Annotated in this window: 28 protein-coding genes; 14 read left to right on the top strand and 14 right to left on the bottom strand. The window is 52.4% G+C overall.

Annotated features, from left to right (window positions below):
* Position 1: 1 nt before the first annotated feature.
* Positions 2-1,543: a flexirubin biosynthesis tyrosine ammonia-lyase FlxA gene (gene flxA / locus KK062_RS22825; protein ID WP_254086677.1), complete on the bottom strand. Its 1,542-nt coding sequence runs from the start codon at positions 1,541-1,543 to the stop codon at positions 2-4.
* 205 nt (positions 1,544-1,748) lie between these two features.
* On the opposite strand from flxA, the gene KK062_RS22820 reads away from it, so the two are divergent.
* Together KK062_RS22820 and KK062_RS22815 are read left to right on the top strand one after the other, a co-directional pair.
* Positions 1,749-3,980 carry a patatin-like phospholipase family protein gene (locus KK062_RS22820; RefSeq protein WP_254086676.1) on the top strand — a complete coding sequence of 744 codons (2,232 nt, stop codon included), beginning with the start codon at positions 1,749-1,751 and terminating at the stop codon, positions 3,978-3,980.
* 44 nt (positions 3,981-4,024) lie between these two features.
* The gene (locus KK062_RS22815; protein ID WP_254086675.1) at positions 4,025-4,408 is read left to right on the top strand and encodes a hypothetical protein; all 384 of its coding nucleotides are present in this window, start codon (positions 4,025-4,027) and stop codon (positions 4,406-4,408) included.
* Between the two features lie 10 nt (positions 4,409-4,418).
* Here KK062_RS22815 and KK062_RS22810 read toward each other — a convergent pair whose 3' ends face one another.
* Positions 4,419-4,937: a hypothetical protein gene (locus tag KK062_RS22810; protein WP_254086674.1), complete on the bottom strand. Its 519-nt coding sequence runs from the start codon at positions 4,935-4,937 to the stop codon at positions 4,419-4,421.
* Positions 4,938-5,079: 142 nt separating this feature from the next.
* On the opposite strand from KK062_RS22810, the gene KK062_RS22805 reads away from it, so the two are divergent.
* The 3 genes from KK062_RS22805 to KK062_RS22795 all read left to right on the top strand — a co-directional run bounded on the left by KK062_RS22805 (position 5,080) and on the right by KK062_RS22795 (position 6,590).
* Positions 5,080-5,367, top strand: coding sequence for a hypothetical protein (locus KK062_RS22805; protein WP_254086673.1), 288 nt, complete (start codon positions 5,080-5,082; stop codon positions 5,365-5,367).
* A 117-nt stretch (positions 5,368-5,484) separates the two neighbouring features.
* Complete coding sequence (locus KK062_RS22800; protein ID WP_254086672.1) at positions 5,485-6,039, top strand: TetR/AcrR family transcriptional regulator; 555 nt, start codon at positions 5,485-5,487, stop codon at positions 6,037-6,039.
* 41 nt (positions 6,040-6,080) lie between these two features.
* The gene (locus tag KK062_RS22795; protein ID WP_254086671.1) at positions 6,081-6,590 is read left to right on the top strand and encodes an HPP family protein; all 510 of its coding nucleotides are present in this window, start codon (positions 6,081-6,083) and stop codon (positions 6,588-6,590) included.
* A gap of 102 nt (positions 6,591-6,692) precedes the next feature.
* Here the strand turns inward: KK062_RS22795 and KK062_RS22790 are convergent, their stop codons facing one another.
* The 9 genes from KK062_RS22790 to KK062_RS22750 all read right to left on the bottom strand — a co-directional run bounded on the left by KK062_RS22790 (position 6,693) and on the right by KK062_RS22750 (position 14,167).
* Positions 6,693-6,851 (bottom strand): hypothetical protein, encoded by a 159-nt coding sequence (locus tag KK062_RS22790; RefSeq protein ID WP_254086670.1) that lies wholly within the window; start codon positions 6,849-6,851, stop codon positions 6,693-6,695.
* 21 nt (positions 6,852-6,872) lie between these two features.
* On the bottom strand, positions 6,873-7,346 hold the full coding sequence (locus KK062_RS22785) for a DUF6934 family protein (protein WP_254086669.1): 474 nt from the start codon (positions 7,344-7,346) through the stop codon (positions 6,873-6,875).
* A gap of 1,178 nt (positions 7,347-8,524) precedes the next feature.
* Positions 8,525-9,190, bottom strand: a complete 666-nt coding sequence (locus KK062_RS22780) for an alpha/beta hydrolase family protein (protein WP_254086668.1) — start codon at positions 9,188-9,190, stop codon at positions 8,525-8,527.
* Between the two features lie 3 nt (positions 9,191-9,193).
* On the bottom strand, positions 9,194-9,604 hold the full coding sequence (locus tag KK062_RS22775; protein ID WP_254086667.1) for an OsmC family protein: 411 nt from the start codon (positions 9,602-9,604) through the stop codon (positions 9,194-9,196).
* A gap of 37 nt (positions 9,605-9,641) precedes the next feature.
* A complete protein-coding gene (locus KK062_RS22770; protein WP_254086666.1) occupies positions 9,642-10,085 on the bottom strand; it encodes a hypothetical protein in 444 nt (147 codons plus the stop codon).
* Positions 10,086-10,122: 37 nt separating this feature from the next.
* Positions 10,123-11,388, bottom strand: coding sequence for an ABC transporter permease (locus KK062_RS22765; protein WP_254086665.1), 1,266 nt, complete (start codon positions 11,386-11,388; stop codon positions 10,123-10,125).
* Positions 11,389-11,405: 17 nt separating this feature from the next.
* A complete protein-coding gene (locus tag KK062_RS22760) occupies positions 11,406-12,047 on the bottom strand; it encodes an ABC transporter ATP-binding protein (protein ID WP_254086664.1) in 642 nt (213 codons plus the stop codon).
* Positions 12,048-12,192: 145 nt separating this feature from the next.
* A complete protein-coding gene (locus tag KK062_RS22755; RefSeq protein WP_254086663.1) occupies positions 12,193-13,386 on the bottom strand; it encodes a THUMP domain-containing class I SAM-dependent RNA methyltransferase in 1,194 nt (397 codons plus the stop codon).
* A 22-nt stretch (positions 13,387-13,408) separates the two neighbouring features.
* A complete protein-coding gene (locus KK062_RS22750) occupies positions 13,409-14,167 on the bottom strand; it encodes a biotin--[acetyl-CoA-carboxylase] ligase (RefSeq protein WP_254086662.1) in 759 nt (252 codons plus the stop codon).
* Between the two features lie 48 nt (positions 14,168-14,215).
* Between KK062_RS22750 and rsfS the strand changes: the two genes are divergently transcribed.
* From rsfS to KK062_RS22735, 3 genes are all read left to right on the top strand, one after another.
* Positions 14,216-14,587: a ribosome silencing factor gene (gene rsfS, locus KK062_RS22745; RefSeq protein ID WP_254086661.1), complete on the top strand. Its 372-nt coding sequence runs from the start codon at positions 14,216-14,218 to the stop codon at positions 14,585-14,587.
* A gap of 63 nt (positions 14,588-14,650) precedes the next feature.
* On the top strand, positions 14,651-16,717 hold the full coding sequence (gene ftsH, locus KK062_RS22740; RefSeq protein ID WP_254086660.1) for an ATP-dependent zinc metalloprotease FtsH: 2,067 nt from the start codon (positions 14,651-14,653) through the stop codon (positions 16,715-16,717).
* A gap of 63 nt (positions 16,718-16,780) precedes the next feature.
* The gene (locus KK062_RS22735) at positions 16,781-17,554 is read left to right on the top strand and encodes a UDP-2,3-diacylglucosamine diphosphatase (protein WP_254086659.1); all 774 of its coding nucleotides are present in this window, start codon (positions 16,781-16,783) and stop codon (positions 17,552-17,554) included.
* A 40-nt stretch (positions 17,555-17,594) separates the two neighbouring features.
* Here the strand turns inward: KK062_RS22735 and KK062_RS22730 are convergent, their stop codons facing one another.
* Positions 17,595-18,464: a hypothetical protein gene (locus KK062_RS22730; RefSeq protein WP_254086658.1), complete on the bottom strand. Its 870-nt coding sequence runs from the start codon at positions 18,462-18,464 to the stop codon at positions 17,595-17,597.
* Positions 18,465-18,694: 230 nt separating this feature from the next.
* Between KK062_RS22730 and KK062_RS22725 the strand changes: the two genes are divergently transcribed.
* The 6 genes from KK062_RS22725 (at position 18,695) to KK062_RS22700 (ending at position 24,814) form a co-directional block, all read left to right on the top strand.
* The gene (locus tag KK062_RS22725) at positions 18,695-19,501 is read left to right on the top strand and encodes a hypothetical protein (protein ID WP_254086657.1); all 807 of its coding nucleotides are present in this window, start codon (positions 18,695-18,697) and stop codon (positions 19,499-19,501) included.
* Positions 19,502-19,521: 20 nt separating this feature from the next.
* Positions 19,522-20,553: an NHL repeat-containing protein gene (locus KK062_RS22720; RefSeq protein WP_254086656.1), complete on the top strand. Its 1,032-nt coding sequence runs from the start codon at positions 19,522-19,524 to the stop codon at positions 20,551-20,553.
* A 271-nt stretch (positions 20,554-20,824) separates the two neighbouring features.
* Complete coding sequence (locus KK062_RS22715; RefSeq protein ID WP_254086655.1) at positions 20,825-22,168, top strand: sigma-54-dependent transcriptional regulator; 1,344 nt, start codon at positions 20,825-20,827, stop codon at positions 22,166-22,168.
* Positions 22,158-23,519, top strand: coding sequence for a sensor histidine kinase (locus tag KK062_RS22710; RefSeq protein ID WP_254086654.1), 1,362 nt, complete (start codon positions 22,158-22,160; stop codon positions 23,517-23,519). The genes KK062_RS22715 and KK062_RS22710 overlap by 11 nt, the downstream gene beginning before the upstream one ends.
* Positions 23,520-23,608: 89 nt before the next feature.
* On the top strand, positions 23,609-23,851 hold the full coding sequence (locus tag KK062_RS22705; protein ID WP_254086653.1) for an acyl carrier protein: 243 nt from the start codon (positions 23,609-23,611) through the stop codon (positions 23,849-23,851).
* Positions 23,852-23,905: 54 nt separating this feature from the next.
* Positions 23,906-24,814 carry a diacylglycerol/lipid kinase family protein gene (locus KK062_RS22700; protein ID WP_254086652.1) on the top strand — a complete coding sequence of 303 codons (909 nt, stop codon included), beginning with the start codon at positions 23,906-23,908 and terminating at the stop codon, positions 24,812-24,814.
* Positions 24,815-24,947: 133 nt separating this feature from the next.
* Here KK062_RS22700 and KK062_RS22695 read toward each other — a convergent pair whose 3' ends face one another.
* Both KK062_RS22695 and KK062_RS22690 read right to left on the bottom strand, forming a co-directional pair.
* On the bottom strand, positions 24,948-25,631 hold the full coding sequence (locus KK062_RS22695; protein WP_254086651.1) for a hypothetical protein: 684 nt from the start codon (positions 25,629-25,631) through the stop codon (positions 24,948-24,950).
* 74 nt (positions 25,632-25,705) lie between these two features.
* Positions 25,706-26,215, bottom strand: coding sequence for a lipid-binding protein (locus KK062_RS22690; protein ID WP_254086650.1), 510 nt, complete (start codon positions 26,213-26,215; stop codon positions 25,706-25,708).
* Positions 26,216-26,217 lie beyond the last annotated feature (2 nt).

Raw genomic sequence — 26,217 nt, 5'->3', positions numbered from 1 at the left:
GTTATAGGTTAAACGAAGCCCCGAGTCCCAGCAGGTAACGACGCACCGTGCGGATATCTTCATAGCGCGGTTTATCTTCCAGGATCGCCGGTACCAGCGCCCGGAGCTCGGTATATAGTTTCAGGGTAAACGACGACATGCGCGGCTGGCACTGCAGGTAATCCACTGCTTGTGTCAACGCCAGTGCTTGCACCACCAGCACATCGGCGCTGTTGTCCAGCACCCGCCGGGTCATGAGCGCTGCATTACAGCCCATGCTGACAATGTCCTGGTTGTCGTTGTTGTTAGAGATGCTGTGCAAATACATCGGGAACGACAGCGTCTGATTCTCGGCCGTGCTCGAAGTAGCCATAAACTGCATGCCTTGCAAGCCAAAGTTCAAGCCCAGCGTGCCGAGGTTGATAAACGGCGGCAGCTTCTGGTTGAGCTTGTCGTTCAGCAGATAGTTCAGCTGCCGCTCGGCGAGCATCGTCAGCTTGGTCGTAACAATTTTGAGCTTGTCCATCGCCAACGACACATAGTCGCCGTGGAAATTGCCTCCGTGGTATACCATCTCGCGGTGATGGTCCACCACCGGGTTGTCGTTCGCGGAATTGACTTCGTCTTCCAGCACGCGCTGTACTTCCAGGAACGTATCGTATATCGGTCCGAGGATCTGCGGCACGCAGCGCAACGAGTAATACTCCTGCACCTTGTCGGTGAACACCGCCTCTTCAATCTTGCGATGATACAAATGCTCGGGACGCTTACGGATCAGCTTGCTGTCACTTAATACGTGTCGCATGCGTTCGGCAATATGCGCCTGGCCGGGGTGATGTTTGACGTGGTTCAGCTCGAGCGAGAAGTGGTCGTCAAAAGACTTCATCAGCTCGTTGGTCATGGCCGATAAAATGATGGACAAGCTCAGCACCTGCCGGGCCTGAACCAGGTTGACCATCCCCACGCCGGTCATGGCCGAAGTTCCATTCATGAGTGCCAGCCCCTCGCGCAGGTGGACGGAAATCGGCGTCATCCCGCGGGAGCCCAATACCACCCGGGTCGGGCGCCACGCCTGATCTGCATACATTTCCCCCTCACCGATGAGGTTCAGCGCCAGGTGCGCCAGTTGCACCAGGTCGCCGCTGGCGCCCACGCCCCCACGCTCCGGAATGTAGGGGCTTACCCCTGAATTGAGCACGTCGCGCAGCAGCTCCACCACCGACGGATGGATGCCCGACGTGGCCTGCATCAGGCTGTTGAGGCGTGCCAGCATCGTGGCCCGCGCCAGCTCTTCGGCAAACGGTTGTCCTGCCCCGGCGCTGTGGCTGCGAATGAGATTATATTGCAGCTGGCGTTGGTCGTCCTCGCTGATCTTATACTGCGCCATCGGGCCCAGACCGGTGTTGATGCCATAGATCACCTTGTGCTGCGCATAGGCCTGCAGGAAGGTGTAATTGGCGCTGACGTTCTGCTGCGCACCCTCCTCCAACCCTACCGGCTCGCCGTGGTAGAGAACTTTCTCAAAATCTGTGACGGTCAATCTGCGGCTCCCGACGTTGATCATACAAGCGTTGTTATTTCTGTGTGGCTCTTAAACAAGCGCGCAAATTAACAACGTTTTTCTTAACAATACGACAACATCTTTAGCGGGATCATACATGGGGCCCTCTGTACTTTTGGCGCAGCCCGCTCCAGGGCTTCGCCCGCCTTTCGCGAAGGCTCCGACGGGGCAAAGACGAGCGAGTGTTTTTGTGTATTTTGAGGCCGGAATGAGATCTCAGGTGTTATATGTGTTTGCCCTGCTGCTCGTGGCCTTTGCGACGGCCGCCCAGCCGCCCAAGGTCGGCCTGACCCTGAGTGGCGGCGGCGCCAAGGGGTTGGCCCATATCGGCATTCTCGAGGCGATCGACAGCGCCGGCCTGCGCGTCGATTGCATTACCGGCACCAGCATGGGCAGCATCATCGGGTCGCTCTATGCCGCAGGCTATTCCGGCAAGGAAATTGAAAAAATTGCGCGCGACATCGACTGGAACGTGCTCTTCTCGGGCAAGCCCTCCATGCGCAACGTGAACATCGACGAGAAGACGGAATTTGACAATTATGCGCTGGAGGTACCCTTTGTAAAAGGGAAGTTTCGTATCAACGCGGGCATTATCGAAGGCCAGGAGCTGTGGCTCAAATTCCAGGAATTGTTTTTACCGATCTACGACATCAAAGACTTCTCGAAGTTCAGCATCCCGTTCAAGTGCATTGCCACCGATGTCAGCACAGGCAAAGCTGTCGTGCTGGACCAGGGCGAGCTCGTTACCGCCATTCGCGCCAGCATGGCCATTCCCTCGGTCTTTACCCCCATCGACTACGAAAACACTAAGCTGGTCGATGGCGGCATCGTACGCAATTTTCCGGTGAGCGATGTAAAAGCCATGGGCGCCGATTATATCATTGGCGTGAACCTCTCGCAGGGGCTACTGGCCGCCAGCGAGCTCACCTCTCCGATCGATATCCTCTACCAGATCGGCTTTTATAAAGACGCCGAAGACTTCGAGACAGAGCGCAAGCTCTGCAACGTCCTGATCGAGCCACCGGTGCGTAAGTACACCGCCGCCAGCTTCACCAGCGTGGACAGTATCATCGCCGTGGGCAAACGCACCGGCGACGAATATTATCCGATCTTCAAAAAATTAGCGGACTCACTCCGGCAGCGCTATCCGAACTACGCTCCGATACAGAATCGCCTGCCCCAGACACGCTCGGTAACGGTCGACAGCATTTATATCCAGGGTCTGCATCACACCACGCGCACATCGTTCCGCAACCGTCTTAACCTGGCGTTGAGCAAGACCTACGACGGCACACACGTGGCGGAAGCCATCCGCCGCGTGTATGGCTCCCGTAACTACAGCCGCATTGCCTACACCTGGCAGCCCGCACGCGCGCGCGGCCATGCCAACCTACGCTTCAACGTAGTGGAAAGCCCGCTCACATATGTCAAAGCCGGGCTGCACTATCATACCTTCAGTAACATTGCCCTGATCTTAGGCGCCGAGAGCCGCAACCTGCTCTTCGACAGGTCCAAATCGATGGTGAAGTTGAACGTCAGTGAAAACTTCCGTTTCCTGGCAGAGCACAACCAGGCCTTCGGCACAAACGCCGACAACAACAACCTCATCCTGTCTTTCTACTACGAGAACTTCCAGCTGCCCTTTTACGAAAACTTCGAGCAAGTATACCTCTACCGGGGACGGACCTACCAGACGGACTTTCGCTTCCAGCGTACATTCGGCTTCGCTTCGGCCATCGGCCTGGGCACGACCTTCGAAAGCTTTAGCCTGCGCCCCAAGATCGCCGCGGATACATCGTTCAAAGGCGGCAACTCCTTTATCCAGACTTACCTATACTATAAATACAATACCCTCAACAAACGCAGCTTCTCCACCCGCGGCTGGCGTATCGACGCCCGCATGGGAATAGTGTACGCTCAAAACCCCTCGGCCGTCACCCTGCGCGCAAACGGACAGGCTGTACGACGCGATACCGCGGAAGTGGGCCACTATAACCGCTTTATGCTAAAGGCTGAAAATTTTACACCCCTCTCTTCACGGCTGACCTTGCTGACACAGTTTAACACAGCGATCAACTTTAGTACAGTAGCGCCGTATTTGAACTATTTTAACGTCGGCGGCATCAATGACTTCGTCCGAAACCAGGTGCCGTTCACGGGACTACAGGAATACTCCCTCAATACAAACAGCGTAAGCGTATTGATGCTGGGACTGCAATACCAGTTTACACGAAGATTATACACCACGCTACGCGTTAACGGCGCCGTGTACGATTATTTGAACCGCGACAAAGAGCTTAACTTTACCAGGCGTCTTTCGGGTATCGGATTGTCGTTTGGGTACGACTCCGGTATCGGACCGATCAGCATGACGTTTATGTATAGTGGGGAGGCTGACCATATCTCAGGCTATGTTAATATAGGCTTTCCCTTCCGGTGATACCCGCTGCACGCACACAACTCAGACAACAACCAATACACTATATGATTCCCGCCCCCTCTATTGAAATACTAGCCGACCTGACACGCCCCGAACATCAGGGGCAGCAATATGATCTGCACGGCATGCTCCACTTCGAGCGTATTTCACTCGACAACAATACACTGACGTTAAAGTTTCAGGACAACTCGGCAACCAACATCGTCTCTCTTATTTTTCACCAGGTAACACCGACACGTTTTGCATTCATGAATATCATGGACGAGTTCACCTGGACACTCGATCTGCTCTATCGCGGCCGTGTGGAAGTGAATGGAAAGTTGATTGAATTATCGGAGGATGGGCGTGGATACTTTTATGTCGATTTCCTGGAAGGACAAACAATAGAGTTTTGGGCAGCGGGAATGGAGGTTAAGGTTGGCACCTAGTTTCGCGCGCCTACTGAAAAGAGGTCAGTACATAAAGCCGGTGAGACGCCGGTTCCAGGAGATAAAATTTATACCCACCCAGTACTGTTCCGAACGTTTCATAAATGAATGTGTAATAGTTTCCTTTTGTTTTAAGCAATCGCATCACGTCTTCAACATCATAGCATTCTAACGCTTCGTCGCCAACGTCACTTGCTATTTGAAGGACAATGGAGTCTTCATTCTTTACTGGGGTTTTGCGCCAGGTAAGGTCTTCTCGATACCTCTCAAAATAGTGGGCTCCTGATCTGGGGAAGTCAAGCGAATCGCCATGGCTTACCGAAAACCTGGCCAGGAAATTTGCCTCGGTTCCTGCTGACATTTCGTATTGTTCGATAAATCTTCCATTAGAAAAAATGGACGGGTTGTGCGCGCATACCCGGGTCAGTTCCGGTTGATACGTATTCAATAAAACTTCGAAAAAGTCATTTGACAAGGAATCACAGGACAATACAATGGCAAGTAAAAAAACGAAGGGTGTTGTTCTCATGGGATTATCGTGATCCGACATTTCTATGCTCAAAAGTACAAAACGCCGTTGTCTCAATCCCCCCTGAACATTGGCGTATTCCCCCCACTCCAGGTGGCAATAATGTTAGTAGGTTCGTGATCAGAAACAACCCATTAACATTATGATTATCGTACAAGACACATTTGTTTGCAAGCCGGGCAACGCTTCGAAGCTTGCCAAGCTATTTAAAGAAGTCATGGACGGCCGCCCGGAGGTGGTCAACATCATGAGTGACATGACGGGGTCCTTCAACCGCGTTGTTGTCGTTACACGTCACGACAGCCTGACAGCATACGAAAAAAGCTGGGACAGCATGAGCCAGGAGGAATCGCAGAAGATGCAGGAAAAGATGAAAGGCTATACCGAAATGTATCAAAGCGGATCGCGCGAAATCTTTCAGGTTTGGTGAAAGAATTAAATACCTGCAAACGATGTAACGCACATCGTTGCAGGTATTTATAAAATAAGAATGAACAGACTTGTCTGTTCACAATCCCTACCCTACTTTTGCCGGCGATTCTTATTTATGACCACGTACGATGTTTCTGCGCTGTCGCCGCGCGACCGGATTTTAAAGACCACCTTTCGCTTATTTCACGGGCAAGGGTACAATGCCACCGGCATCAACCAGATCATCGCAGAAGCCGATGTCTCAAAAGCCAGCCTCTACCAGCACTTCCGCTCGAAGGAAGAGCTCTGCGTGGAGTTCTTAAACCAGCGTCATGACTTTTGGTTTGCTGCTTTACACGGCTTTACGGACAAGGCTAGGACGCCCAGGAGCAAAATAGCCGCCGCGTTCAAATTCCTCCACGACATGAACACACGCGAGAACTTTCGCGGCTGCGCCTTTCTTAACATCGTATCCGAAATCACAGAAGACGCCGTTTCCATCCGGCACGTCATTCAACGCCACAAAGAAGACCTGCGCATATTTTTTCAGGACATCCTACGCGCCGACTATCCGGCGCTGCCAGACCATATATACCTCCTATTCGAAAGCGCGCTGGTGGAAAGCCAGGTCTTTCGTGATCCCTGGCCGGTGGACCGCGCCAACACCATCGCGGACCGGCTCTTTGCCTGATCGCTCATTTCACAGACGCCAAATTTTTATACTATACAACCATGAAACGCTATATCGTTAAATTCAGAACCCGGGAGCAAGTCCCAGGCTCGCCACCACCATCACACATCCTTTCTTCGGCCCTTGGCGCGCTCATCGCCATCTCCGCCGTAACACTGCTGACACAGACCACCGAAATTCCCTTTATGATGGCCCCCTTCGGCGCCACCTGCGTACTGGCCTTCGGTGTGATCGACAGCCCGTTAGCCCAGCCCCGTAACATTATCGGCGGACACGTGATTGCTGCCGTCATCGCTGTACTTTGCGCATACCTCCTGGGTAATACCTGGTATTCGCTGGCGATTGGCGTAAGCGCTTCTATCGCCGCCATGCAAATCACCAAAACGGTGCACCCGCCTGCGGGTGCCACGCCCCTGGTAATAATTTTCGCGCAGCCGCACTGGACCTTCATCTTCTACCCGGTGCTCACGGGTTCGCTGGTGATCGTAATCATTGCGCTGCTGTTTAATAACATTTTCAGAACGCGCCGGTACCCGCGGTATTGGAGATAATGAGAGAAGAATGAAGCGTGCGTGAAAGCGCTGACTGCATTTTCCGACAATAAAAAAGCAACCTTTTATCGGGTTGCTTTTTTTATTCTGTGATTTCGTTTCTTATTTCACCACGCCTGCACGTTTGAGGCTCTCCCAAGCTTCTTCTCGTTTTTCTCTAAACGGATCGATTTGCCCGGATTTTATCTTTTGCATTACCTGTTTGGCAAGCCGCTCGAGAAGCTCTTTGTCCTCCTGCATGTCCTTTACGATTCTTACCATAACTTTTTTTTGTAAAAATATCTATTTCCGTTTACAAAAAATACTCTCATACGAAACATCTGGCATAAAATACTCCTTGTTCTCCCTCTTAATTCCCCAAACTGTATACAATGGCGCAATATGTCTCCAATGTTTGGCTATCAAACTGCTATAAACCTTACTGCGTTGTTCGTTGCTACCCTTAAAATATAAGGTAGCATTTGGATGTTGCTCAAAAAAATCATCAAATGTCGAGACCACCGTGTAGAAAATCGCTAGCATATCACCGTTATTACTTTCCGTCACGTCGTCAAGCCCCACAAATTCATTTGTTACAGGGTCTATAATTAAATCACCAAAGCCAACATTATAATACAAATCGCCATCTGACTCCCTCGGTGAATACAAGACTGCCTTCGGAATAGATCTCTTCCTACTTCGGCTCAAAAATATGTACAGGTAGGCTTGTGACTCGGGATCATACTCCCGTCTGAAAGAATATTTCCTCTCTATCATACAACAGTCTTACAGGCAACGAGAAAAACAACATTGTACATCTAATAAACAGCTATTTATTAATATTTGCAATTTTCTGCTATGCAACTATAATCGCAAGGCATAGCAGCGGATACAAGTCTTAGCTCGTCCCGGGCGGGGAATCACCCCACTAACTCTCCTCTGCCCGCTGCGGAGTTAAGACTCGCGGTGAGTATGCCTTAACCATACCTTTGGTACGCTTTAGGCACGGCTTTGATACGGGTAATCCCGGGAGTTGATACGGGTAATCCGGAGTATTTTGCACACCATTTAATGGTATTATCTTCCATTCATGGACAGTCGAGAGCAATGCCAAATCCCCTAATGGCAGCTCACAGGATTCCAGTGGCTTTTCCGCGCAAGGAAAGCGATCTTGTGTACACAAACGATAGGGCATGGCAAAACAAAAAGGCATTATCAAGCTGATCGGCAAGCTCGGCGACAGGGTATATTACTACGACAGAATCCGCGGATACCTGGTGCGAAAGGTTACATCGGTAGATGCAGAACGTATCCGTACCGACCCCGCATTCGCCCGGGTACGCGAGAATAATGCCGAATTCGGCCACTGCGCCTGGATGGTAAAACTGCTACGGGCAGCGTTTAAACCATTATTCGACGGTATAGCCGACACCCGTATGACCGCCCGACTGACAAAAGCAGCCTTCGCGATGATGCGATCAGATATGACCAGCGGTGCCGGTATGCGGAAACCGGAAAATGGTGACGCCCAGGTAATGCGAGGATTTGAGTTTAATAAGCACGCATCCGTAGAAACTATCCTACACGCTCCTTATCAGGCAGGCTTTGATCCAACAGAAGGAAAATGCACTGTAACGATCACACCGCCCGATCGCAAAAAGATGGTAAAAGCCCCGAAGGGAGCCACACACTTCCGCCTCATCGCCGGCATGGCCGCAATAGATTTTAAAACCGGTAACTATATACTCGATACCATACGATCAGAAGAAATGACCGTTCGGCAAGGCACAGATGTAGACGCACCCGTCAAACTCACAAGCCCACTGGCAACCGCGGCCGGAGAAGGACTTTTTATAACCCTGGGCATCGAATTCCTACAACGCGTGAACGGCGTCTACTGCCCGTTACAAAGCAATGAACACAACCCCATGACACTCGTGCACGCAGAGCAAATACTACAACCCGTCGAACCACTGACGCGTCTCGGCAGCGAGTATACTGATAACATCCTTCTTCCCCGCGGCAAACGAATGGTCCGCACCGTCGATCTTCACGAGCGTGGCCGTGGGCAACGTCTTGCAAACTGCTTCAATCAACGGCCACTCCGCCAGCGCATCGCGCGTACCCTGGAGGAACAACATCGGCAACGTAATCGCAGGCAAATGGTCAGCCCGGCTCGTATCAGGCTTCTTGGCCGGGTGCAACGGAAACCCATAGAACACAATACCGCGTAGAAGCTCCCCAGACGCCGCCGCAGCATAATGCGACGTCATGCGCCCGCCGAAGGATTTGCCCCCGGCCAACAACGGCACGCCTGGATACTGCTTGTGTGCATAATCCACCACGCGAGCAACTGTCTCCGTTGCCAAAGGCGCCTTATCCGGCAGCTTGCGCCCCTGCTCCATATACGGAAAGTTATACCGCACCGTACCGATTCCCTGGTCCGCAAGCGCCTGCGCCAGCGACTCCATAAAGCTATGGAGCATGCCCGCCCCGGCACCATGACCGAGTACCAATAACGCTATCATGTCGGGCGGAATGATGGCCCGCACCGAAACAGCACCGGCACCGGGTGAGATCACCACAGTGCCGGTAACAGGCGTGTACGCGCGTGAGGCCATGGGTTATACCAGTGAAGCCTCGAGCGTGATGTTGGTCTTCAGCAGCTGCGAAATGGGACAGTTCGCTTTTGCATCCGCCGTAGCGGCGTCGAATTTCTCCTGGCTGATGCCGGGCACTTTGGCCTTCAGCACGAGGTGCGACTCGGTAATAGAACCGTTCTCGAAGGTGATAACACACTCGGTGGTGAGCTCTTCGGGAGTAAAGCCTGCTTCGCCCAATACAAAGCTCAGCTTCATGGTGAAGCAGCCGGCATGTGCGGCAGCCACCAGTTCTTCGGGGTTGGTACCTACGCCTTCCGCAAAACGAGAGTTAAACGAGTATTGTGTTTTGTTCAACACAGTGCTTTGCGTGGACAGGTTGCCATTGCCTTCTTTTCCGGAGCCATTCCAAACGGCTGTTGCTCTTCTTTTCATAGTATATATAGGGGTTGATTTGAAAATAACGTCGCGTCTATTTGCTCACCACGGCAGCCTCTTTTAAGATAAAATTCACGTGGTCCATATCGTCGGGGTTCAGCACGAGCTTACCCTTGACCGTGATCACGTCGTCTACCTTGAAGCGCGACGGCGATTTGGTGAAATTCACCTCGATCACCGACTCGGGTCCGCCGCCGCCGCAGAAGAAACACTGGCTCTGCGGATATTTCGACAGGATGATGTACTGACTATCCTCAGGAGCAAAGGGCACATAAAATCCTTCTACGGTAACTTCCTTTCCAGCCAGGGCCTTAAGCTCGGCAGGAAAGTTGGGGAAGAAAATGTATTCTCCCAGCTTTTCATTGTATTTAGGCTCGAATTTCGTTTTGGCAAATTCATGCCAGGCATCAAATTTTGCCTGCGCCAACACGTTGCCCGCCAGCAACAACAAAACACCAAACATACTCCACTTTTTCATGTCTATGAATTTACAGTTTTCAATTAAACATCCATGCCTAGTGCCCGGCCAATACCTTTGATATATCGGTACGATAGGCCTGCACCGCCGGAATCACGGCACATACCAACCCCAACAACAAACTTCCGACCAGAATGATCCACTCCTGCGGATAAAACACCAGTCCACTAATGCCCGTGCGCTGGGCCTGTTCAGCCATGCCGGCCAGCAACATCACGGCGCCATGCCCGGCCAATAGCCCCAGCACACTGCCCGCCAGCGTCAGGAAACCACCCTCCAGTAAAATCGAAATAAACACCTTGGTGCGCGTGGCGCCCATCGACCGCATAATGGCCAGGTCGTAGCGACGCTCTTTCAGCGAGTTATATAAGGCTATAAAGATGCTTAACCCCGATATGACAATCAACACATACGCGAAGCCCATCAGGATGTCCACCCCCACCCCAAGGATCGAGAACAGGCGCGCTGTTTCAAAGGCGGGAGATGCGGCCTGCAGACTGCTCTGTGCATTCACGATGCGGGGCAGTTGGATCGCCCCCATCGGCGAGCGGTACTGCAACAGCATCGCCGTAATCTCTTTTGTAGAATCGCCCTTTGCCACGGAGGGGATAAGCGGTGACGGCACAAACGTAGAATCGCGCACAGGCGCTTCCTCCGCATGTTCTTCGTGCTCATCTTCCTCGCCATGCTCTTCGTGTACCGTCCACACACTCTCCACGTTGGTCAGGATGACGTTATCCAATACACTGTTGGAAGGTTTCAGAATACCCACGACTACATATTGATGTTCTTCGTGTGCATGCCCGCCCTCTGTCAGACCGTGTGCGCTGGCAAAGTGGTCACCGGGCTTGAGTTTTGTGAGGGCCGCGACGTTCGCGCCGAGTGTTACTTGCAAATCTTTGTCCCACCACGCGCCGGTGGCGAGCTCGCCGTGGTATAGATCGGCATAGGCCCTGTTGGTACCGATGATGCGGTAGGTGTTATAGCTGTCGCCCAACGCGAGCGGTATAGCTTTTTTAACAAGGCGATTTTTGGCGATCCGCTCGGCTTCGAAGAGCTTGATATTGCCGGTGGGGAAGTCGATGTGAAAGATATTGCAAAGGATGATTTGCAACGGACTGCCCTTCGCCCCTACCACCAGGTCGATGCCTTTGGCATTCTCGGTAATCTTTTTTTCAAGCTGCTGACTGAAAAGCAGCAGGATGGTAATGACGGCAATGCCCAGCGAGAGCAACAGAATATTGATGGCCGTGTTCAGCGGCCGGGCTTTGAGGTAATTCCAGACAAGTGTCAATAAGCTCATGGGTGTGGTATCGCGGGTTACGGAGCTGTAGTGAGGTCGATGCGGTTGCTGATGCGGTCTTTGAGGCGCTGGTCGTGTGTCGCAACCAACAGTGTGGCGCCGTGCTGCCGGGCAACGTCGGTCAGCAACGTGATGACACGCTCGCAGTTCTTATCGTCGAGTGCCGACGTAGGCTCATCGGCCAGAATGATGGATGGCTTATTCAGCACAGCCCGTGCAATGGCTACCCGCTGGGCCTGGCCGTGGCTGAGCTCGCTGATGCGGCTTTTCTTTTTCTCTTGCAACCCCAGGCTGGCCAGCACCTGATCGATGCGCGCGGCGTCCGGAGGCAGTCCCGCCAGGTAAGGCGACAATGCGAGGTTCTTTTCCACCGTCAGGGCGCTGATAAGATGATTGCGCTGGAAGATGAAACCGATGTGGCGGCCGCGGAAACCGTCGAGGGCCGCTTCCGATAAGGCGTTCAGCGCAGTGTCTTGAATGGACACCGTGCCGCTATACTTGCGCAGCAGTCCGCCGATGACGTGCAGCAGCGTGGTCTTGCCGCTGCCCGACTCACCGAGCAGCAGGCCGTGCTCGCCCTGGGGAATGGAAAAATCCTGGAATTGTATGGCCCGGGATGTTCCGTCATATTGATAAGAAAGATTGCGCACGGAGATCATACCGATGAATTTGTTAAGATCCGTAAGGTAAACGGAGCCCGCAAATTAAAAAAACCACCGGGGATAAGCGGAAAGAATTTGTTAAGCTTTTACGAGGCCGCCTTCGCTTTCTCTGCACGCGGTCTCTTCACACCCACTCCCACACTCACACACCGCTCTCGCTCTCACTCTCACTCTGTTTCTTCTGCCGGGTGCCTGCATACAGCTCGTATTCCAACAATCGACAGTCCAGCTTGGCCGTATAAAACTCGATGCGACGGCTGGCGCGCAAGCCGATCTTTTTGGCCAGATCGAGGTTACCGGTAAAGATGTAGCCGGTGTAGCCCTTGCATTGCTGCTTGAGAAAATCGCCGACGCGGCCGTACGTTTCCTCCAGCGCCTGCACTTCACCCAAACGCTCGCCGTACTCGGGGTTGAAATATACCACCCCCGGCGCCGGCGGCACGGTCGTTTTCGCAAAGTCGCCACGCTCGAAACGAATCAGGTTAGCAACGCCCGCCATGCCGGCATTGGACTGTGCAACGTTCACGGCATCGTCGCTGATGTCGCTGGCAATAATCTGCAGGCCGGGCACATCGTGTACCCGGGCGTCGAGCTGCTCGCGCTCTTCGCGGTAGAAGCTTTCCTCATACCCCAGCAAGTGCATAAAAGCATAATTGTCGCGGTACAAACCCGGGCGACGATCGGTCGCCAACAAAGCCGCCTCGATAGCCAGGGTACCCGAACCACACATGGGATTAACGAATGGTGACTGACGATCCCACTTACCCGCCATTAACGTCGCGGCTGCCAGCGCCTCCAGCATAGGCGCCTTACCCGGCACCTTGCGGTAGCCGTGCTTGGCAAGCGTGTACCCTGATGTATCGGCAAAGAGCTCGCCACGATCTTCCTTCCAGTATAAGTGCACCACCGTCTGGTCGAGATCGGGACCCGAGTTCGGGCGGCGGGCCGTGTTGCGGCGGAAGCGATCGGCAATGGCGTCCTTTACCTTTACGTTAGCAAAGAGAGGTGTATTGATAGTGAAGTGGTCGACATTGCTGGTAACCGAGAAGTAGCCTTCGCCCGCCATGATGTCTTCCCACGGAAATTTAAACACCACATCGTACAGCTCCTGGGGGCTGTTGACACGAAACTCGTGCAAGGAATAAAGAATCTGACTGGCGCAACGCAGGTTGAGGTTCAGCCGAATACAATCGCGTACAGTGCCCAGCAGCTCCACGCCTGTTTGGAATACCCGCTCCGGCTCAAACCCCAGATCGCGAACCTCTTTTTCAAGGTACGGCGACAAGCGCTTGTTACAGGTAATAATGATGCGGCGAGATTCCTGAAATACGTTCATAAGGCCGCAAAATTACGGGAATTCAATAAATGAACTCAATTTCTTTCAAAGCAAACACCTTCATCCCCTCAATCGTCTCCAACAACAACCTTCCCGCCTCGTCAATCCCCTTCACTTTCCCCTCAAACTCCTCTCCTGCTGCTTTAAAAGGCCGGAGCTCATTCAATCCAAAAAGCACCTGTTCGTACTCTTGCTTCAGTTGTACGGTTTTACCCTGCCGCAGCGACAGGTAGCGTTGTTCAAGCGCAACCAAAAGGACGTCGAGCACCTCCTGGAGCGCATGCGATTGGCCGCCAACCGTGCGCAGCGAGCCCGCGCGCGGGGAACCGAAAGTAGCCTGGTTTACGTTTAAACCTATGCCCACTACAGCATGGGCTAGCGTAGAGCCTTGAATGCTGTTTTCAATGAGAATCCCGCACACTTTCCGGTCGTCTGCCAGCAAGTCGTTGGGCCACTTGATGTGGACGGGTTGTTGTAGAAAAGCGGATAGGAAATCGTATAAACCCAGCGAAATTGCCATATTGAGTGAATATTGCTCGTGCGGGCGCAGGAACGTAGGCTTCAGAATGAACGAAAACGTGAGGTTCTGACCGGCGTGCGCCTCCCAGGTGTTGCCCATCTGACCACGGCCGGCGGTTTGGTTATCCGTGATCACCAACGTACCTTCCGGGGTTGACGACTCCTGGCAAAGTTGCAGGGCATGGGTGTTGGTGGAGTGACATTCCGGCATAAAAACAAGGTTCTTGCCGATGAAAAGCGTATTGGTAGGGATTTTATACAAGGTATTTTGTTTAGTTTTGAGGGTTAATCCAAAAACGAAGATAGTTTAATGGTAAAAAAACGGAAGGGGGCCAGTTCGGAAAAACTGAGTGAGGTGATCGTAAAAGGCATGCAGGAAAAAAAGGCAGCGGACATCGTTGTGATGGACCTCCGCAAAGTAAAGAATGCAGTCGCAGATTTCTTCATCGTTTGTTCCGGTAACTCCGATAAACAGATAGATGCCATTGCTGACTCTATTGACGAAGAAGTCTTCAAAACTCTGAAAGAAAATCCCTGGCACATCGAAGGAAAAAACAATAAAGAGTGGATGCTCCTCGACTATATTGATGTGGTAGCACACGTCTTTAAAAAGGACCGGCGTGAGTTCTATGCGCTGGAGCGCTTATGGGGCGATGCCGATATAACGGAAATCGAGGACTAAAGAACTAAATGTCCTGCACCACGTTATTGAGTAGATATTTGAAAACACTGATCGTAAATAGAAATGGCCGACAAACAAAAAGAAAATAAACCGCTGTTACCTACTAAGCCACCGCGTGGTAATTACCAGATCTGGGTGATCCTGGCTACCATCGCTGTCATCTTCGGCGTGATGTATTTCAACTCCACGAATGGTTTAAAGGAAGTCGACTACGACGTCTTCAAACAGATGGTAAAAGCGGGCGATGTACGGAAAGTCATCCTCGTGCAAAATCAAAAATTCGTAGAAGTAACACTTACTTCCGACGCATTGCAAAATGCTAAATATAAGCAAGACCTTAACAGCAACCCGATCGGTGGCTCCAGCGCCTCCGGCCCGCACTTTATTGTGCGCGTGGTAGACGCCGGCAACTTCGATCAGGAGTTCCGGATCTTTAAAGACAAGTTGCCCGACAGCGCGAAGCCCGAATATAAGTCGGAAGACCGTGGCGACTATGTAGGTCAACTGTTCCAGTGGGGCTTGTTGTTCCTGCTCCTCTTCGGTTTCTGGATGCTGATGCGCCGCATGACCGGCGGTGCAGGTCCCGGTGGACAGATCTTTAACATCGGCAAATCGAAGGCTGCCCTGTTCGATGCCGAGAACAAAGTAAAGATCACCTTCTCGGACGTCGCCGGCCTGGACGAAGCCAAAGAAGAAGTAAAAGAAATTGTAGACTTCCTGAAGACGCCAAGCAAGTTCACCAAGCTGGGTGGTAAGATTCCGAAAGGTGCGTTGCTGGTAGGCCCTCCGGGTACCGGTAAGACCTTGCTCGCGAAAGCTGTCGCAGGTGAAGCCGCTGTGCCTTTCTTCTCACTGTCGGGTTCCGACTTCGTGGAAATGTTTGTGGGCGTGGGCGCTGCGCGGGTACGTGACCTGTTCAAGCAAGCCAAAGAGAAAGCCCCGTGTATCATATTCATCGATGAGATCGACGCTATCGGCCGGTCACGCGGTCGTGGTCAGTTGCCCGGTGCGAATGACGAGCGTGAGAATACGCTGAACTCGCTGCTGGTGGAAATGGACGGTTTTGCTACCGACTCGGGTGTGATCATCCTGGCCGCAACCAACCGCCCTGACGTGCTCGACTCTGCGCTGCTGCGTCCGGGCCGTTTCGACCGCCAGATCAGCATTGACAAACCCGATATCGTAGGCCGTGAGGCAATCTTTAAAGTACACCTCAAGCCTATCAAGCTGGATCCTACCGTAGATCCGAAAAAGCTTTCGGCGCAGACGCCGGGCTTTGCGGGTGCGGAGATCGCCAACGTATGTAACGAAGCCGCGCTGATTGCCGCGCGTCGTGATAAGAAAGCCGTCGACATGCAAGACTTCCAGGACGCCATTGACCGTGTGATCGGTGGCCTCGAGAAGAAGAACAAGATCATTTCGCCGGAAGAGAAAAAGATCGTGGCCTTCCATGAAGCCGGTCACGCGGTAGCGGGCTGGTTCCTGGAGCACGCCGATCCGCTGGTGAAGGTCAGCATCGTACCGCGCGGCGTAGCCGCGCTGGGGTATGCACAGTACCTGCCCAAAGAGCAGTTCCTGTATCAAACCGAGCAACTGCTGGACGAAATGTGTATGGCCTTTGGTGGACGTGCGGCGGAGGATCTGGTATTCGGCAAGGTCTCCACGGGTGCCCTAAGCGACCTGGAACGCATCACCAAATTGGCGTACAGCATCGTGACCGTCTATGGTATGAATAAACAGATTGGCAATATGTCGTTCTACGACTCAAAAGCCAACGACTACTCCTTCCAAAAGCCTTACTCCGAAGCTACTTCGGAGAGGATCGACGTGGAAGTGAAGGGTATCATCGACGAAGCCTATGAGCGCACAAAAGCCCTGCTGAGCAAACATCGGATCTATCTGGATGTGATCGCCAAAGAGCTGCTGGAGAAAGAGATTCTCTTCCAGGCCGACCTGGAAAGGTTGATTGGCAAACGTCCGTTTGAAAAACAAACGACTTACCAACAATTTACCAACGGCACAGGCAAGTATGAAAAACAGGCTCAGGAAAACGAGCAGCCCGGTGTAGACCCTACGCCGACGCTGGAAGGCGACAGGCCTGACGAGCTGCGCACTTCGCCACTGTCGTAAACAAGAAACTAAAATAATCCGCTTATTTTTGAACTCAGGACCCCACAGGTTCTGAGTTTTTTTATGAATAATATCCCCTCGCTCCACCACAAGAAGATTTTCTTCGCCTCCGACTTTCACCTGGGTGTTCCCACCCGGGAGGATAGCCTGCAGCGCGAGCGGCGCATCGTCCGCTGGCTGGATTCCATCAAAGACGAGGCCCACAGCATTTACCTGCTCGGCGACATCTTTGACTTCTGGTTCGAGTACCGCCACGCCATCCCCAAAGGCTTCATTCGCCTGCAAGGCAAGCTGGCCGAGCTGCGCGATGCAGGCATTCCCATTATCTTCTTCACAGGCAACCATGACATGTGGATGTTCGATTATTTCACAGAAGAGCTGGGCATCCCGATTTACCGCGATCCACAAATATTGACGGTGGGCACACAACGGCTGATGATCGGCCACGGCGATGGCCTGGGGCCCGGCGACCACACGTATAAGTTCCTCAAAAAGTTCTTTAACAGCCGCCTGTGCCAGTGGCTGTTCGCCCGCATCCACCCCAACTTCGGCATCGGACTCGCCAACTACTGGTCGCGCAAGAGCCGCATCAGCAACATAGAGAAACAGGAAGACAAATTCGAAAAAGCCGAGAACGAATACCTCTGGGTATACTGCACCGAAGTCGAGCAAAAGGCCCATCACGACTTCTACATCTTCGGCCACCGGCATTTGCCGCTGGATCTACCGATCGGAGAGCACGCCCGGTATATTAACATCGGCGAGTGGGTGAACTTCAATACGTATGGGGTATACGATGGGGAGACGATGGTGTTGAAGACTTTCCCAAGAGATTAAATAAAAAAACGCCAGCTTCCCGACTGGCGCTTTTTATTTCTTACAACAATTTGTTATCGACCAGGTATTGAGCGATCTCCACCTCCGCCTTATTCGGCACAGCCACCTTGATCTCGGAATCTTTCACCGCCAGGTTCGAATGGATCGTCACCGGAAAGCTGTTCCCTACAGGGTAACTAAATACCGACGAAGCCACCAAACCAAACGCCACCGGCGCCTCTTCCAGCTTCTCGTCACCGTGTACAAATGGTTTATCATTCTTACGTTGCAGTGTATATACTGCTTCGCCTGTCAGACGTGTGACAATCGTTACCAGGTATACATCACTCTGATATGCATCCTGCGTACGCGTAATGGAGCCATCTTTCTCTTTAACCTCCTTTACATTCTTCAGCGTTACTTTCGCTTCGGTTGTTCGGGAAATTGGGTAATAAGCCTTCAGATAATCAGCCATGCTCTTCTCATATTCCGCTGCTTTCGCAATGGTGGGAACACCATCAAGTTTGAGAAACTCTGCTTCAGCCGCCGGGTTGATAGCGTTGTTTACCACCAAGTCCTGTGTGAAGCCCTTTACCACCAAGTTGTAGATCTTGTCTTTGCGCGTCGGCGGATAGGCCTCGTCATGTAAGCGAACCATTGACGTACCGCTGCCAACAAAACGAACCGTGTAGCCGAACAGGTTTCTGAACTTGGGATTAGCGTTGGTGTACTTCCAGGTCTTGATAGTAAAAAGCGAGTCACCGTTGAGAGAGCTTACCGCCAGATTGGCGGGCTCCATAAACTTGGAGGTACCCGTGATCTGCGCATAGGGCTGTTTATCCTTTAGCAGCACGTCTTTTTTGATGTCGAACTGGCTAAAGCCATTTATACTGGCTGCCAGCACGAACGAGAGGATAAGAATTTTTCGCATGATAGTGTGGAGTTTATCGTGCGTTAAAGTAACGCACTTTGGTTTAATAGTACCGCGAGAAAGCAGATGGAGGTTGACGTCATGTAAGAAACTTTAGGTTATTACAGGATATGCTCGTTCAGCATAAAACGGAGTATAAATTTTTCGCTGATTTGTACAATTCTACATACTCGCGCGCGTCGCAGCATAATTTTTGTGTAGGTTTGTGTGTACCTGATGATCGTGAAATAATGCGCCTTTTAACCCTATATGTAATCATGCTGTTGCTGGCGGGCACGTCCCTTCTGGCCCAGACGCCCAAGCCTATAGCTATCACGTTACCGGATAGCGTCACGGCAGCGTTCATCGATCGTCCCGGCGAGCTTTACCTGCAGCTGCGCAGCGGGCGCTTACAGCGTTACGACAAAGACGGCAACCTACGTGCTACCTCACCTGATAACCTCCCCCGGCTCACACTCTTCGACCCACGTGACGGCGCTCGCCTGTTTGCGTATTACCGCCCCACACAACATTATGCCTATCTCAACCCGTCATTCGAGGCAGACATTAACAACTCCATCTCCATCGACGCAGCCTTCGCCGCAGAACCCTGGCTGGTCTGCGCCTCCGGCGATTACAACGTGTGGATACTGGATGTCGCCGACTGGAGCCTGAAGAAGATCGACACACAGAAAGGTATAGTATTGGTGGAAACCCCCGTAGCAGGAGTTACTGCAGACAAGCACGAAGCGATCACCTATATGCGCGAATACCAGGGCTTCCTTTTCTTACTCGAACGCGGCAAAGCGCTGCACATGTACAGCAGCATGGGCAAGCATCTGCGCACACTGACAGCACCGGGCATTCGGTATTTTAACTTCCTGGGAGAAGAGGTATATTTCGACACCAACGACCGGCGCCAGATGTTCAACCTGTTCAGCGCCAAATACGATGATGCCGACAGCCGGGTATCCCAGGGTTTTGTCCTCCAGAGTGATGAGCGCCTATACATCATTGACGGGAAGAGGCTGGAAGTTCACCCCCTGCAGAAACCCTGACCGCCGTCACAGCATCCGTTGTGACCAAATCCGGAACTGTATCTCATTCACGTAAGGTCTCCCGCCATTTCGGCCGCGTAGCATCACTCACCCGCTTTACAGACAGCACGGTGATCGCCTGGGATCCGCTGTTTTTTGACCGGTTCAACATTATCGAATTCGCCGGCGTCGGCGACGATCCGAATAATGCCAGCGCTCCGGCCGCAAGACTTCTCCAGCAAAGCCGGCCGCTGACCATTCCGGATAAAAGCGAAGGGAGGTATCATATGATCCCCAACATTGGCATGGCCACGGCGCCTAACCAGGACGTATTTTTTGCGCAGCGATATTCCATCACCGGCAGCTCCAACATCCGCAACGAGCTGATCTCAACAGCAAGCGACTTCGAGCATGCCCTGTATGTCGAAGGGTATGGAACCGCAGACTTCAATACCATCATCGATGTAGAGATCGACAGCAAAGGGATCATGTATACAATTGAATCCGGGAAGACCTTTATCCGCAAGAACGATACCGGCAGCGTCAGCACGTTTGCCGGCGCTACTACTGCCGGACACGCAGACGGCACGGGCGCCGCCGCGCAGTTCACCCGGATCTCGGCGATGGCGATCGACAAAGCCGATAACCTGTACGTGGCAGACGGTTCATACATCCGGAAAATCACGCCCGGCGGGGTCGTGACAACACTCGCCGGCAGTGCCCAGGCCGGCAACGTCGACGGTGAGGTGTCGGAGGCGCGTTTCAGCAACGTAACCGGATTGTTCATGGCGGCCGATGGTAAGATTTATATCGCCGATACCGGAAACGGAAAGATCCGTGTGCTCGACACTGCCGGTAATGTCAGAACGCTGCGCGGAACCATTGCGCTCCTGGAGGAGACGGCAGAAACGTTTCACATCTTCGTCGACACCAAAGACAATGTCTACACCCTATCACCGAATAAAACCTACCAAATGACGGTATTCGTCCCTGAAAATAATATGTTACGGACACGGTTCGAAAGGACGCAGGAAAACGGCTCCTACGCATTTACATTGGAAGAGCAGGACTAACCCAACCGGCGTCCGCCTCTATTCACCGGCCTCTTCAGCGCGTTATGGCGTCGCAGAGGCCGGTTTGTTGTACGACGTCCAATTCCGGCCGCCAATGCCCGGAATGGCTTTTTTAACTGTTCATTTTTGAACATATTTGTGCATCGCAGAACACCTGCACAGGCTTAAAACACCCCAAATGGCAGTTTTTGTTACTGGCATAGATTTTCCTACAAGCATTATCCACACCTAAATCATCCTTACTCACGTGAATGAAGGCGGCAAAATTTTAATGATCGATGACGATGAAGATGTACTCCTGGCGGCGAAGATGTTGCTTAAAAAGCAGGGACATCATGTGATTATCGAAAAGAACCCAAAGAAGATCCCTTTTCTACTCAACAACGATACGTACGATGTCATTCTGCTGGACATGAACTTCAGCAAGGACATCACCAGCGGTAAAGAAGGTTTTTATTGGCTCGAGCAGATCCTGGCGCACGACCCCTCGTCGGTAGTGATTATGATCACCGCCTTTGGTGATGTCGAGATGGCCGTGCGGGCGCTGAAGGCCGGTGCTACCGACTTTATTCTCAAGCCCTGGCAGAACGAAAAGCTCATCGCCACGATCTCGACGGCCATCCGCCTGAAACAGTCCTATAAAGAAGTAGACAAGCTGAAGAAGGCTAAAGAGATGCTGGAAGAGCAGATCAGCCGTCCCTTCGCGGAGATCATCGGCCAAAGCAAAGCCATCCAGGATGTATTCCAGCTGATTGACAAGGTTGCCAAGACCGATGCCAACGTGCTTATCCTGGGTGAGAACGGTACGGGTAAAGAACTGATTGCCCGCGCCATTCATCAACGCTCCCTGCGTAAAGACAACAGCTTTGTGTCGGTGGACATGGGGGCGATCACGGAGACGCTCTTCGAAAGCGAGCTGTTCGGTCATAAGAAAGGTGCTTTTACCGACGCCCGCGAAGACCGCCCCGGCCGCTTCGAGCTGGCCAACGGGGGTACGCTGTTCCTGGACGAGATCGGCAACCTCAGCATGGCGCTGCAAAGCAAGTTGCTGAGCGCACTGCAATCACGCCAGGTAACGCGCGTCGGCGCCAACCAGGCGCTGCCGGTAGACATCCGGTTGATCTGTGCGACCAACATGCCGCTGCACAAGATGGTGCAAGAGGGCACATTCCGGCAAGATCTGCTGTACCGCATCAACACCGTGGAAGTCCAGGTACCACCGCTGGCCGACCGTGTGGAAGACATCCCGATGCTGGCACAACACTATTTGAACTATTACGCCAAAAAATATCACAAGCTCGTGAACACCATTGCACCCGACGCCCTGGACAAGCTCAAGCGCTATGCGTGGCCGGGTAACATCCGCGAGCTGCAGCACGCCATCGAGCGTGCCGTGATCATGACCGATCTGAGCAGTTTACAAGACAGCGACTTCCTGCTGAGCCGTGCGCTGTCTACCGGCCCCGCCAACAATACCCTGAACCTGGACGAGGTGGAGAAAACCGCGATTGTAAAAGCACTCAACATGCACAACGGGAATATATCCAAAGCAGCAGACGAGCTTGGGTTGACGCGCGCCTCGCTATACCGGAGAATGGAAAAGTATGGAATTTAACTGGCGATCGGCAGTAATTCCCCGGGTAGCCTTTCTGGCCGCCTCGCTATTCCTGAGCTGTGTTTTTATACTCAACGACACTAACTGGCTGTACGCCGTCGTGTTCATCGGAATCAGCCTGGTGCAGATCAAGCTGCTGGTAGAATACCTCGATCGCACGCGAACCAGCATGGCGTCGTTTTTCGACTCCATCCAGTTCGACGACCTCTCCTATTCTTTCAAGACCTCCAGCGAAGACCCCGACATACGGCGCCTGCACCAGGAGCTGAACCAGGCCATGCTGCGCATGCGCAGCGCCCGCCGCGAGAAAGACTCGGAATTTCTCTTCTTCAAGAACATCGTCATGCACGTCGGAATCGGACTCATGGTATTTCGCGAAGACGGCACCGTCGAGATCTTCAACAGCGCGGCCCGCAAGCTGCTGCGCGTCAACCGCATCACACATCTGGGCGACCTCAACAGCGTCAGCGAAGTGTTGGTCAATGTCTTCACCCGCCTCAAGACGGGTGGCCGTGAGCTGACGCGCCTCAAGATCGGCGAAGAGATTGTACAGCTTTCCATCTACGCCATCGAGTTGACCTTGCGCGGTGAGAACGTCAAGCTTATTTCTCTCCAGAACATCCAGAACGAATTGGAAGAGAAAGAAATGGAAGCGTGGCAAAACCTGGTGCGTGTATTGACGCACGAGATCATGAACTCGGTGACACCCATTTCGTCGCTGGCCGGCGTCGTGGAAGAAGAGCTGAAGCCATACATCATCCTCGAGGGTGAAGAGAACACTGCGCCACCGCTCTCCAAGGACCAGCTCAGCGATATTCACCTGTCACTCCAGACCATCAGCAAGCGCAGCGAGGGCCTCATACACTTCGTAAAAGAATTCCGCAGCCTGACGGCTATACCGAAGCCGCGCCCTTCGCAGATCGACGTGCGCACCATGCTGGAAGAGCTCACAATGCTTCACCGCAGGGAGCTGAGCGACCGCGGCATTCAGCTGAGCATCTCCGTTTACCCGGAGGACCTCACCATTACTGCCGACAAAAACATGATCGAGCAGGTGGCCATCAACCTCTTGAAGAATGCCATTCAGTCCTTCGAAGACCAGGAGCAAAAGACGATTGCCCTACGCGCTTACCTGAACGACAAGTCGCGGGCGGTGATCGCCGTCAAAGACAACGGCACAGGCATTGATCCGGAAGCGTTGGAGAAGATCTTCATACCGTTCTTTACCACGAAAAAGACGGGCTCTGGCATTGGGCTCAGCTTGTCGCGTCAGATTATGCGCCAGCACCAGGGTACGTTAAGCGTAAAATCGACTGTCGGCCAGGGCACCGAGTTCTTTATGCGTTTCTGACCTCCTCAGCCGGGTTCCAGGGTGCCTCCCATAAAGATTTGTAGGCAAAATCCGTATTTAATACATTTGCCAAACATTTGGAATCCGCTATGCAAGACATCCCCCAGAAAGTCACCAAGATATTGACGGAAAAACTCGGCATTGCAGCGTCGGAAATTACCCCCGAAGCAAACTTTGTAAAAGACCTGGGCATCGACTCCCTGGACTATGCCGAGATCGTGATGGAGTTTGAGCAAACGTTCGACATCCGCATACCGGACGACGACGCCGAAAAACTCCAGACCTATGGACAGGCGGTAAAGTACATCCAGGACAAGGTCAGCAAAAAATAATTTCCGTTCGTTCCCGTCTTTGGGAATATAGCAACGGTCCTACCCTGCTGCGCCGTGAACACTCCAGGTAAGAAGGTACTCTTCATCGTCAACAAGTACGCCGGCACGGGCTACCAGCCCGCGGTGGAAGGACGCATCATCGACGCCTGCGAGCGTGCCGATGCCGAGTGCTCCATCGAGTTCACGCGCGCCCCCGGCCATGCCGTCGAGCTGGCCGAGCAAGCCCCCCAACAAGGTTTCGACTTCGTCGTCGCCGTCGGCGGCGATGGCACCATCAATGAAGTAGCCCGCGGGGCATTGAAAGCCAACATACCGATGGGGTTGATCCCCCGCGGTTCCGGCAACGGCCTCTCACGCCATTTGGGTATACCGTTGGGCGTAGCCGACGCTGCCCAGTCGCTCTTTCAAAGCACCATCGTGCCGATGGATGCTTTTACCGTCAATGGCAAACTTTCTCTTAATGTATCAGGCATAGGCTTTGACGGGCACATAGCCAACCTCTTCGGTGGTACCAGCAAACGTGGGTTGGCGGGGTATGCTAAACTTACGATGCAGGAGTTTTTTACCTTTCGTGAGTTCCAAGCAGAGATCGAGATCGCAGGCAAGCGGAATACAGTCAACGCCTTCATCATTGCTATTGCTAATTCTTCGCAATATGGCAACAATGCCCGCATCGCTCCGCGCGCTTCGGTGACTGATGGGTTATTGCACATCAACACCATGAAGAAGGTGCCGGTATACCGTGTAGATTTTATTTATAACATGTTTGCAGGCGATGTTGGTAAGACATCGTTCTGTGATGTGCAAGAAGCTCCTTCGCTCGTAATTCGTACATCGAAGCCAGTAGCCTACCACGTGGATGGTGAGCCCAGTGGGCACAATACTGAGTTTAAGATTGAAGTATTGCCGGGCGCTATTCAGATTCTGGCTCCTGCCGTTGGCAAGCGAGTGGATAAGCGATAGCAGTTACTCATAACGCTTTTAAACAACAAGCGACCTGGTTTCCTCGATTAATCCCCACCGTGCCCCTTTCGAAAGCAAAAAGCCACAGATATAAATCCGTGGCTTTAGTGTATCGAATTATACTATTCAGCGACTACTTCGCTGGTGCTTCATTAGCAAAGCGGATAATCTTCGCTAGGTCTTCTTTTTTTTTATACGAAAGGCGGTTGTCTTCAGCGTACTTTTCAATGTCGGCCTCACGTCCCTGGAATTGACTAACGACCTTTTTCCCTGCCCGGGTGACATCAGTAGCTTTTCCGTCCTTTACCAGGAATAGATCTTCTTTCTTGACGGCTTTATCACCACGGCTCCCAACATCCAGGGCCGCATTGTAATTGCCCGCAATAATCTCTACGGAAGGTTTCGCATAAAGGGAAGTATTGCCTGTGGCCAATACTTCAACCAGGCCTGTGAGGCCTGGGACCTGCTGGCGATTAGCGTTTAAAAAGAGTTGTTTACGGGGCATCGCGGCGAGCTCGAAGCCTTTGATCTTGGAGAGGCTGGCCACTTTGATACCCGCCGGAGTATTGATTTCAAGCAGGCTGTTTTTGATATCATATTTTAACGACAGGTCCGCTAGTGTATCACCGGATAGCAGCATGAGAGTTCCATAGGTCCAGTCCTCGTGCAGGTAGACGCTTTCGATCTTTTCTGGTTTAGGTTGAAACTCGTTATAGCGACCGGAGGTACGGTCTACTATCTGATCAACGCGCATGTCACCCTGGGCAAAGGTCGCAAGTGAGAGAACGGTTAAGAGTAGAATTATCAATAAACGCATAGTTCAAAGGTATTAAAAAAAGGGGCTACCGAAATAGCCCCTTTCCCACATAATAATGGAGTGATTTAAATCAACTAAAAATCATCTTCAGTAAAGCCGGTACGTTTGTGGCCATGCGCCACATATATAGTACCTGGATCATCGGAGAATTCGATCTCAAAATAAATGCTATCGGTAACAACGCGTGTTTTAGAGAAACCACCTTTGGGGAAGATTTGACCGTTCACAATGTTCACTTCGATTTCATCACCAATCGCGTTAGGTGCGTCATCTGCTGCAAATTTTTTCGCAGTAGGGTCAACCTGCGCCTTGATCTTATAGGTCCAGAAATTGCCGCCCGCCGCGTTCGGATTTACCAGGTCAGAAATAAGCATCTCCGTGTTCACGTTAGCAGCTGTATTCGATGTAATAATTTCCGAATAGCCACGGTTGACGTCTTCGCCATCAACCGAATACGTAATCCACCATTCCCCTGCTATCTCCTGTCCTGCGGTGCGGCCAATGGATGGATCATCAGAATCACAGCTGAGTAGAGCCATACCTGAAGCGGCCAGCAAAAAAGCGCCTGTTAGTATCTTTTTCATAT

The sequence above is a fragment of the Dawidia cretensis genome (assembly GCF_018598175.1).
In the GTDB taxonomy this organism is placed as follows: Bacteria; Bacteroidota; Bacteroidia; order Cytophagales; family Cyclobacteriaceae; genus Ohtaekwangia; species Ohtaekwangia cretensis.
This window is presented reverse-complemented; position numbering and strand designations above follow the sequence as displayed.

What these genes read in the sequence shown, in the direction of transcription:
- KK062_RS22775 (WP_254086667.1), bottom strand. Translation starts at nt 9,604, where the DNA reads ATGAAAAGAAGAGCAACAGCCGTTTGGAATGGCTCCGGAAAAGAAGGC.
- KK062_RS22790 (WP_254086670.1), bottom strand. Translation starts at nt 6,851, where the DNA reads ATGGTAAGAATCGTAAAGGACATGCAGGAGGACAAAGAGCTTCTCGAG.
- KK062_RS22695 (WP_254086651.1), bottom strand. Translation starts at nt 25,631, where the DNA reads ATGCGTTTATTGATAATTCTACTCTTAACCGTTCTCTCACTTGCGACC.
- KK062_RS22760 (WP_254086664.1), bottom strand. Translation starts at nt 12,047, where the DNA reads ATGATCTCCGTGCGCAATCTTTCTTATCAATATGACGGAACATCCCGG.
- KK062_RS22820 (WP_254086676.1), top strand. Translation starts at nt 1,749, where the DNA reads ATGAGATCTCAGGTGTTATATGTGTTTGCCCTGCTGCTCGTGGCCTTT.
- KK062_RS22690 (WP_254086650.1), bottom strand. Translation starts at nt 26,215, where the DNA reads ATGAAAAAGATACTAACAGGCGCTTTTTTGCTGGCCGCTTCAGGTATG.
- flxA (WP_254086677.1), bottom strand. Translation starts at nt 1,543, where the DNA reads ATGATCAACGTCGGGAGCCGCAGATTGACCGTCACAGATTTTGAGAAA.
- KK062_RS22770 (WP_254086666.1), bottom strand. Translation starts at nt 10,085, where the DNA reads ATGAAAAAGTGGAGTATGTTTGGTGTTTTGTTGTTGCTGGCGGGCAAC.
- KK062_RS22735 (WP_254086659.1), top strand. Translation starts at nt 16,781, where the DNA reads ATGAATAATATCCCCTCGCTCCACCACAAGAAGATTTTCTTCGCCTCC.
- KK062_RS22815 (WP_254086675.1), top strand. Translation starts at nt 4,025, where the DNA reads ATGATTCCCGCCCCCTCTATTGAAATACTAGCCGACCTGACACGCCCC.
- rsfS (WP_254086661.1), top strand. Translation starts at nt 14,216, where the DNA reads ATGGTAAAAAAACGGAAGGGGGCCAGTTCGGAAAAACTGAGTGAGGTG.
- KK062_RS22795 (WP_254086671.1), top strand. Translation starts at nt 6,081, where the DNA reads ATGAAACGCTATATCGTTAAATTCAGAACCCGGGAGCAAGTCCCAGGC.
- KK062_RS22705 (WP_254086653.1), top strand. Translation starts at nt 23,609, where the DNA reads ATGCAAGACATCCCCCAGAAAGTCACCAAGATATTGACGGAAAAACTC.
- KK062_RS22805 (WP_254086673.1), top strand. Translation starts at nt 5,080, where the DNA reads ATGATTATCGTACAAGACACATTTGTTTGCAAGCCGGGCAACGCTTCG.
- KK062_RS22810 (WP_254086674.1), bottom strand. Translation starts at nt 4,937, where the DNA reads ATGAGAACAACACCCTTCGTTTTTTTACTTGCCATTGTATTGTCCTGT.
- KK062_RS22800 (WP_254086672.1), top strand. Translation starts at nt 5,485, where the DNA reads ATGACCACGTACGATGTTTCTGCGCTGTCGCCGCGCGACCGGATTTTA.
- KK062_RS22730 (WP_254086658.1), bottom strand. Translation starts at nt 18,464, where the DNA reads ATGCGAAAAATTCTTATCCTCTCGTTCGTGCTGGCAGCCAGTATAAAT.
- KK062_RS22785 (WP_254086669.1), bottom strand. Translation starts at nt 7,346, where the DNA reads ATGATAGAGAGGAAATATTCTTTCAGACGGGAGTATGATCCCGAGTCA.
- KK062_RS22725 (WP_254086657.1), top strand. Translation starts at nt 18,695, where the DNA reads ATGCGCCTTTTAACCCTATATGTAATCATGCTGTTGCTGGCGGGCACG.
- KK062_RS22755 (WP_254086663.1), bottom strand. Translation starts at nt 13,386, where the DNA reads ATGAACGTATTTCAGGAATCTCGCCGCATCATTATTACCTGTAACAAG.
- KK062_RS22780 (WP_254086668.1), bottom strand. Translation starts at nt 9,190, where the DNA reads ATGGCCTCACGCGCGTACACGCCTGTTACCGGCACTGTGGTGATCTCA.
- KK062_RS22710 (WP_254086654.1), top strand. Translation starts at nt 22,158, where the DNA reads ATGGAATTTAACTGGCGATCGGCAGTAATTCCCCGGGTAGCCTTTCTG.
- ftsH (WP_254086660.1), top strand. Translation starts at nt 14,651, where the DNA reads ATGGCCGACAAACAAAAAGAAAATAAACCGCTGTTACCTACTAAGCCA.
- KK062_RS22765 (WP_254086665.1), bottom strand. Translation starts at nt 11,388, where the DNA reads ATGAGCTTATTGACACTTGTCTGGAATTACCTCAAAGCCCGGCCGCTG.
- KK062_RS22715 (WP_254086655.1), top strand. Translation starts at nt 20,825, where the DNA reads ATGATCGATGACGATGAAGATGTACTCCTGGCGGCGAAGATGTTGCTT.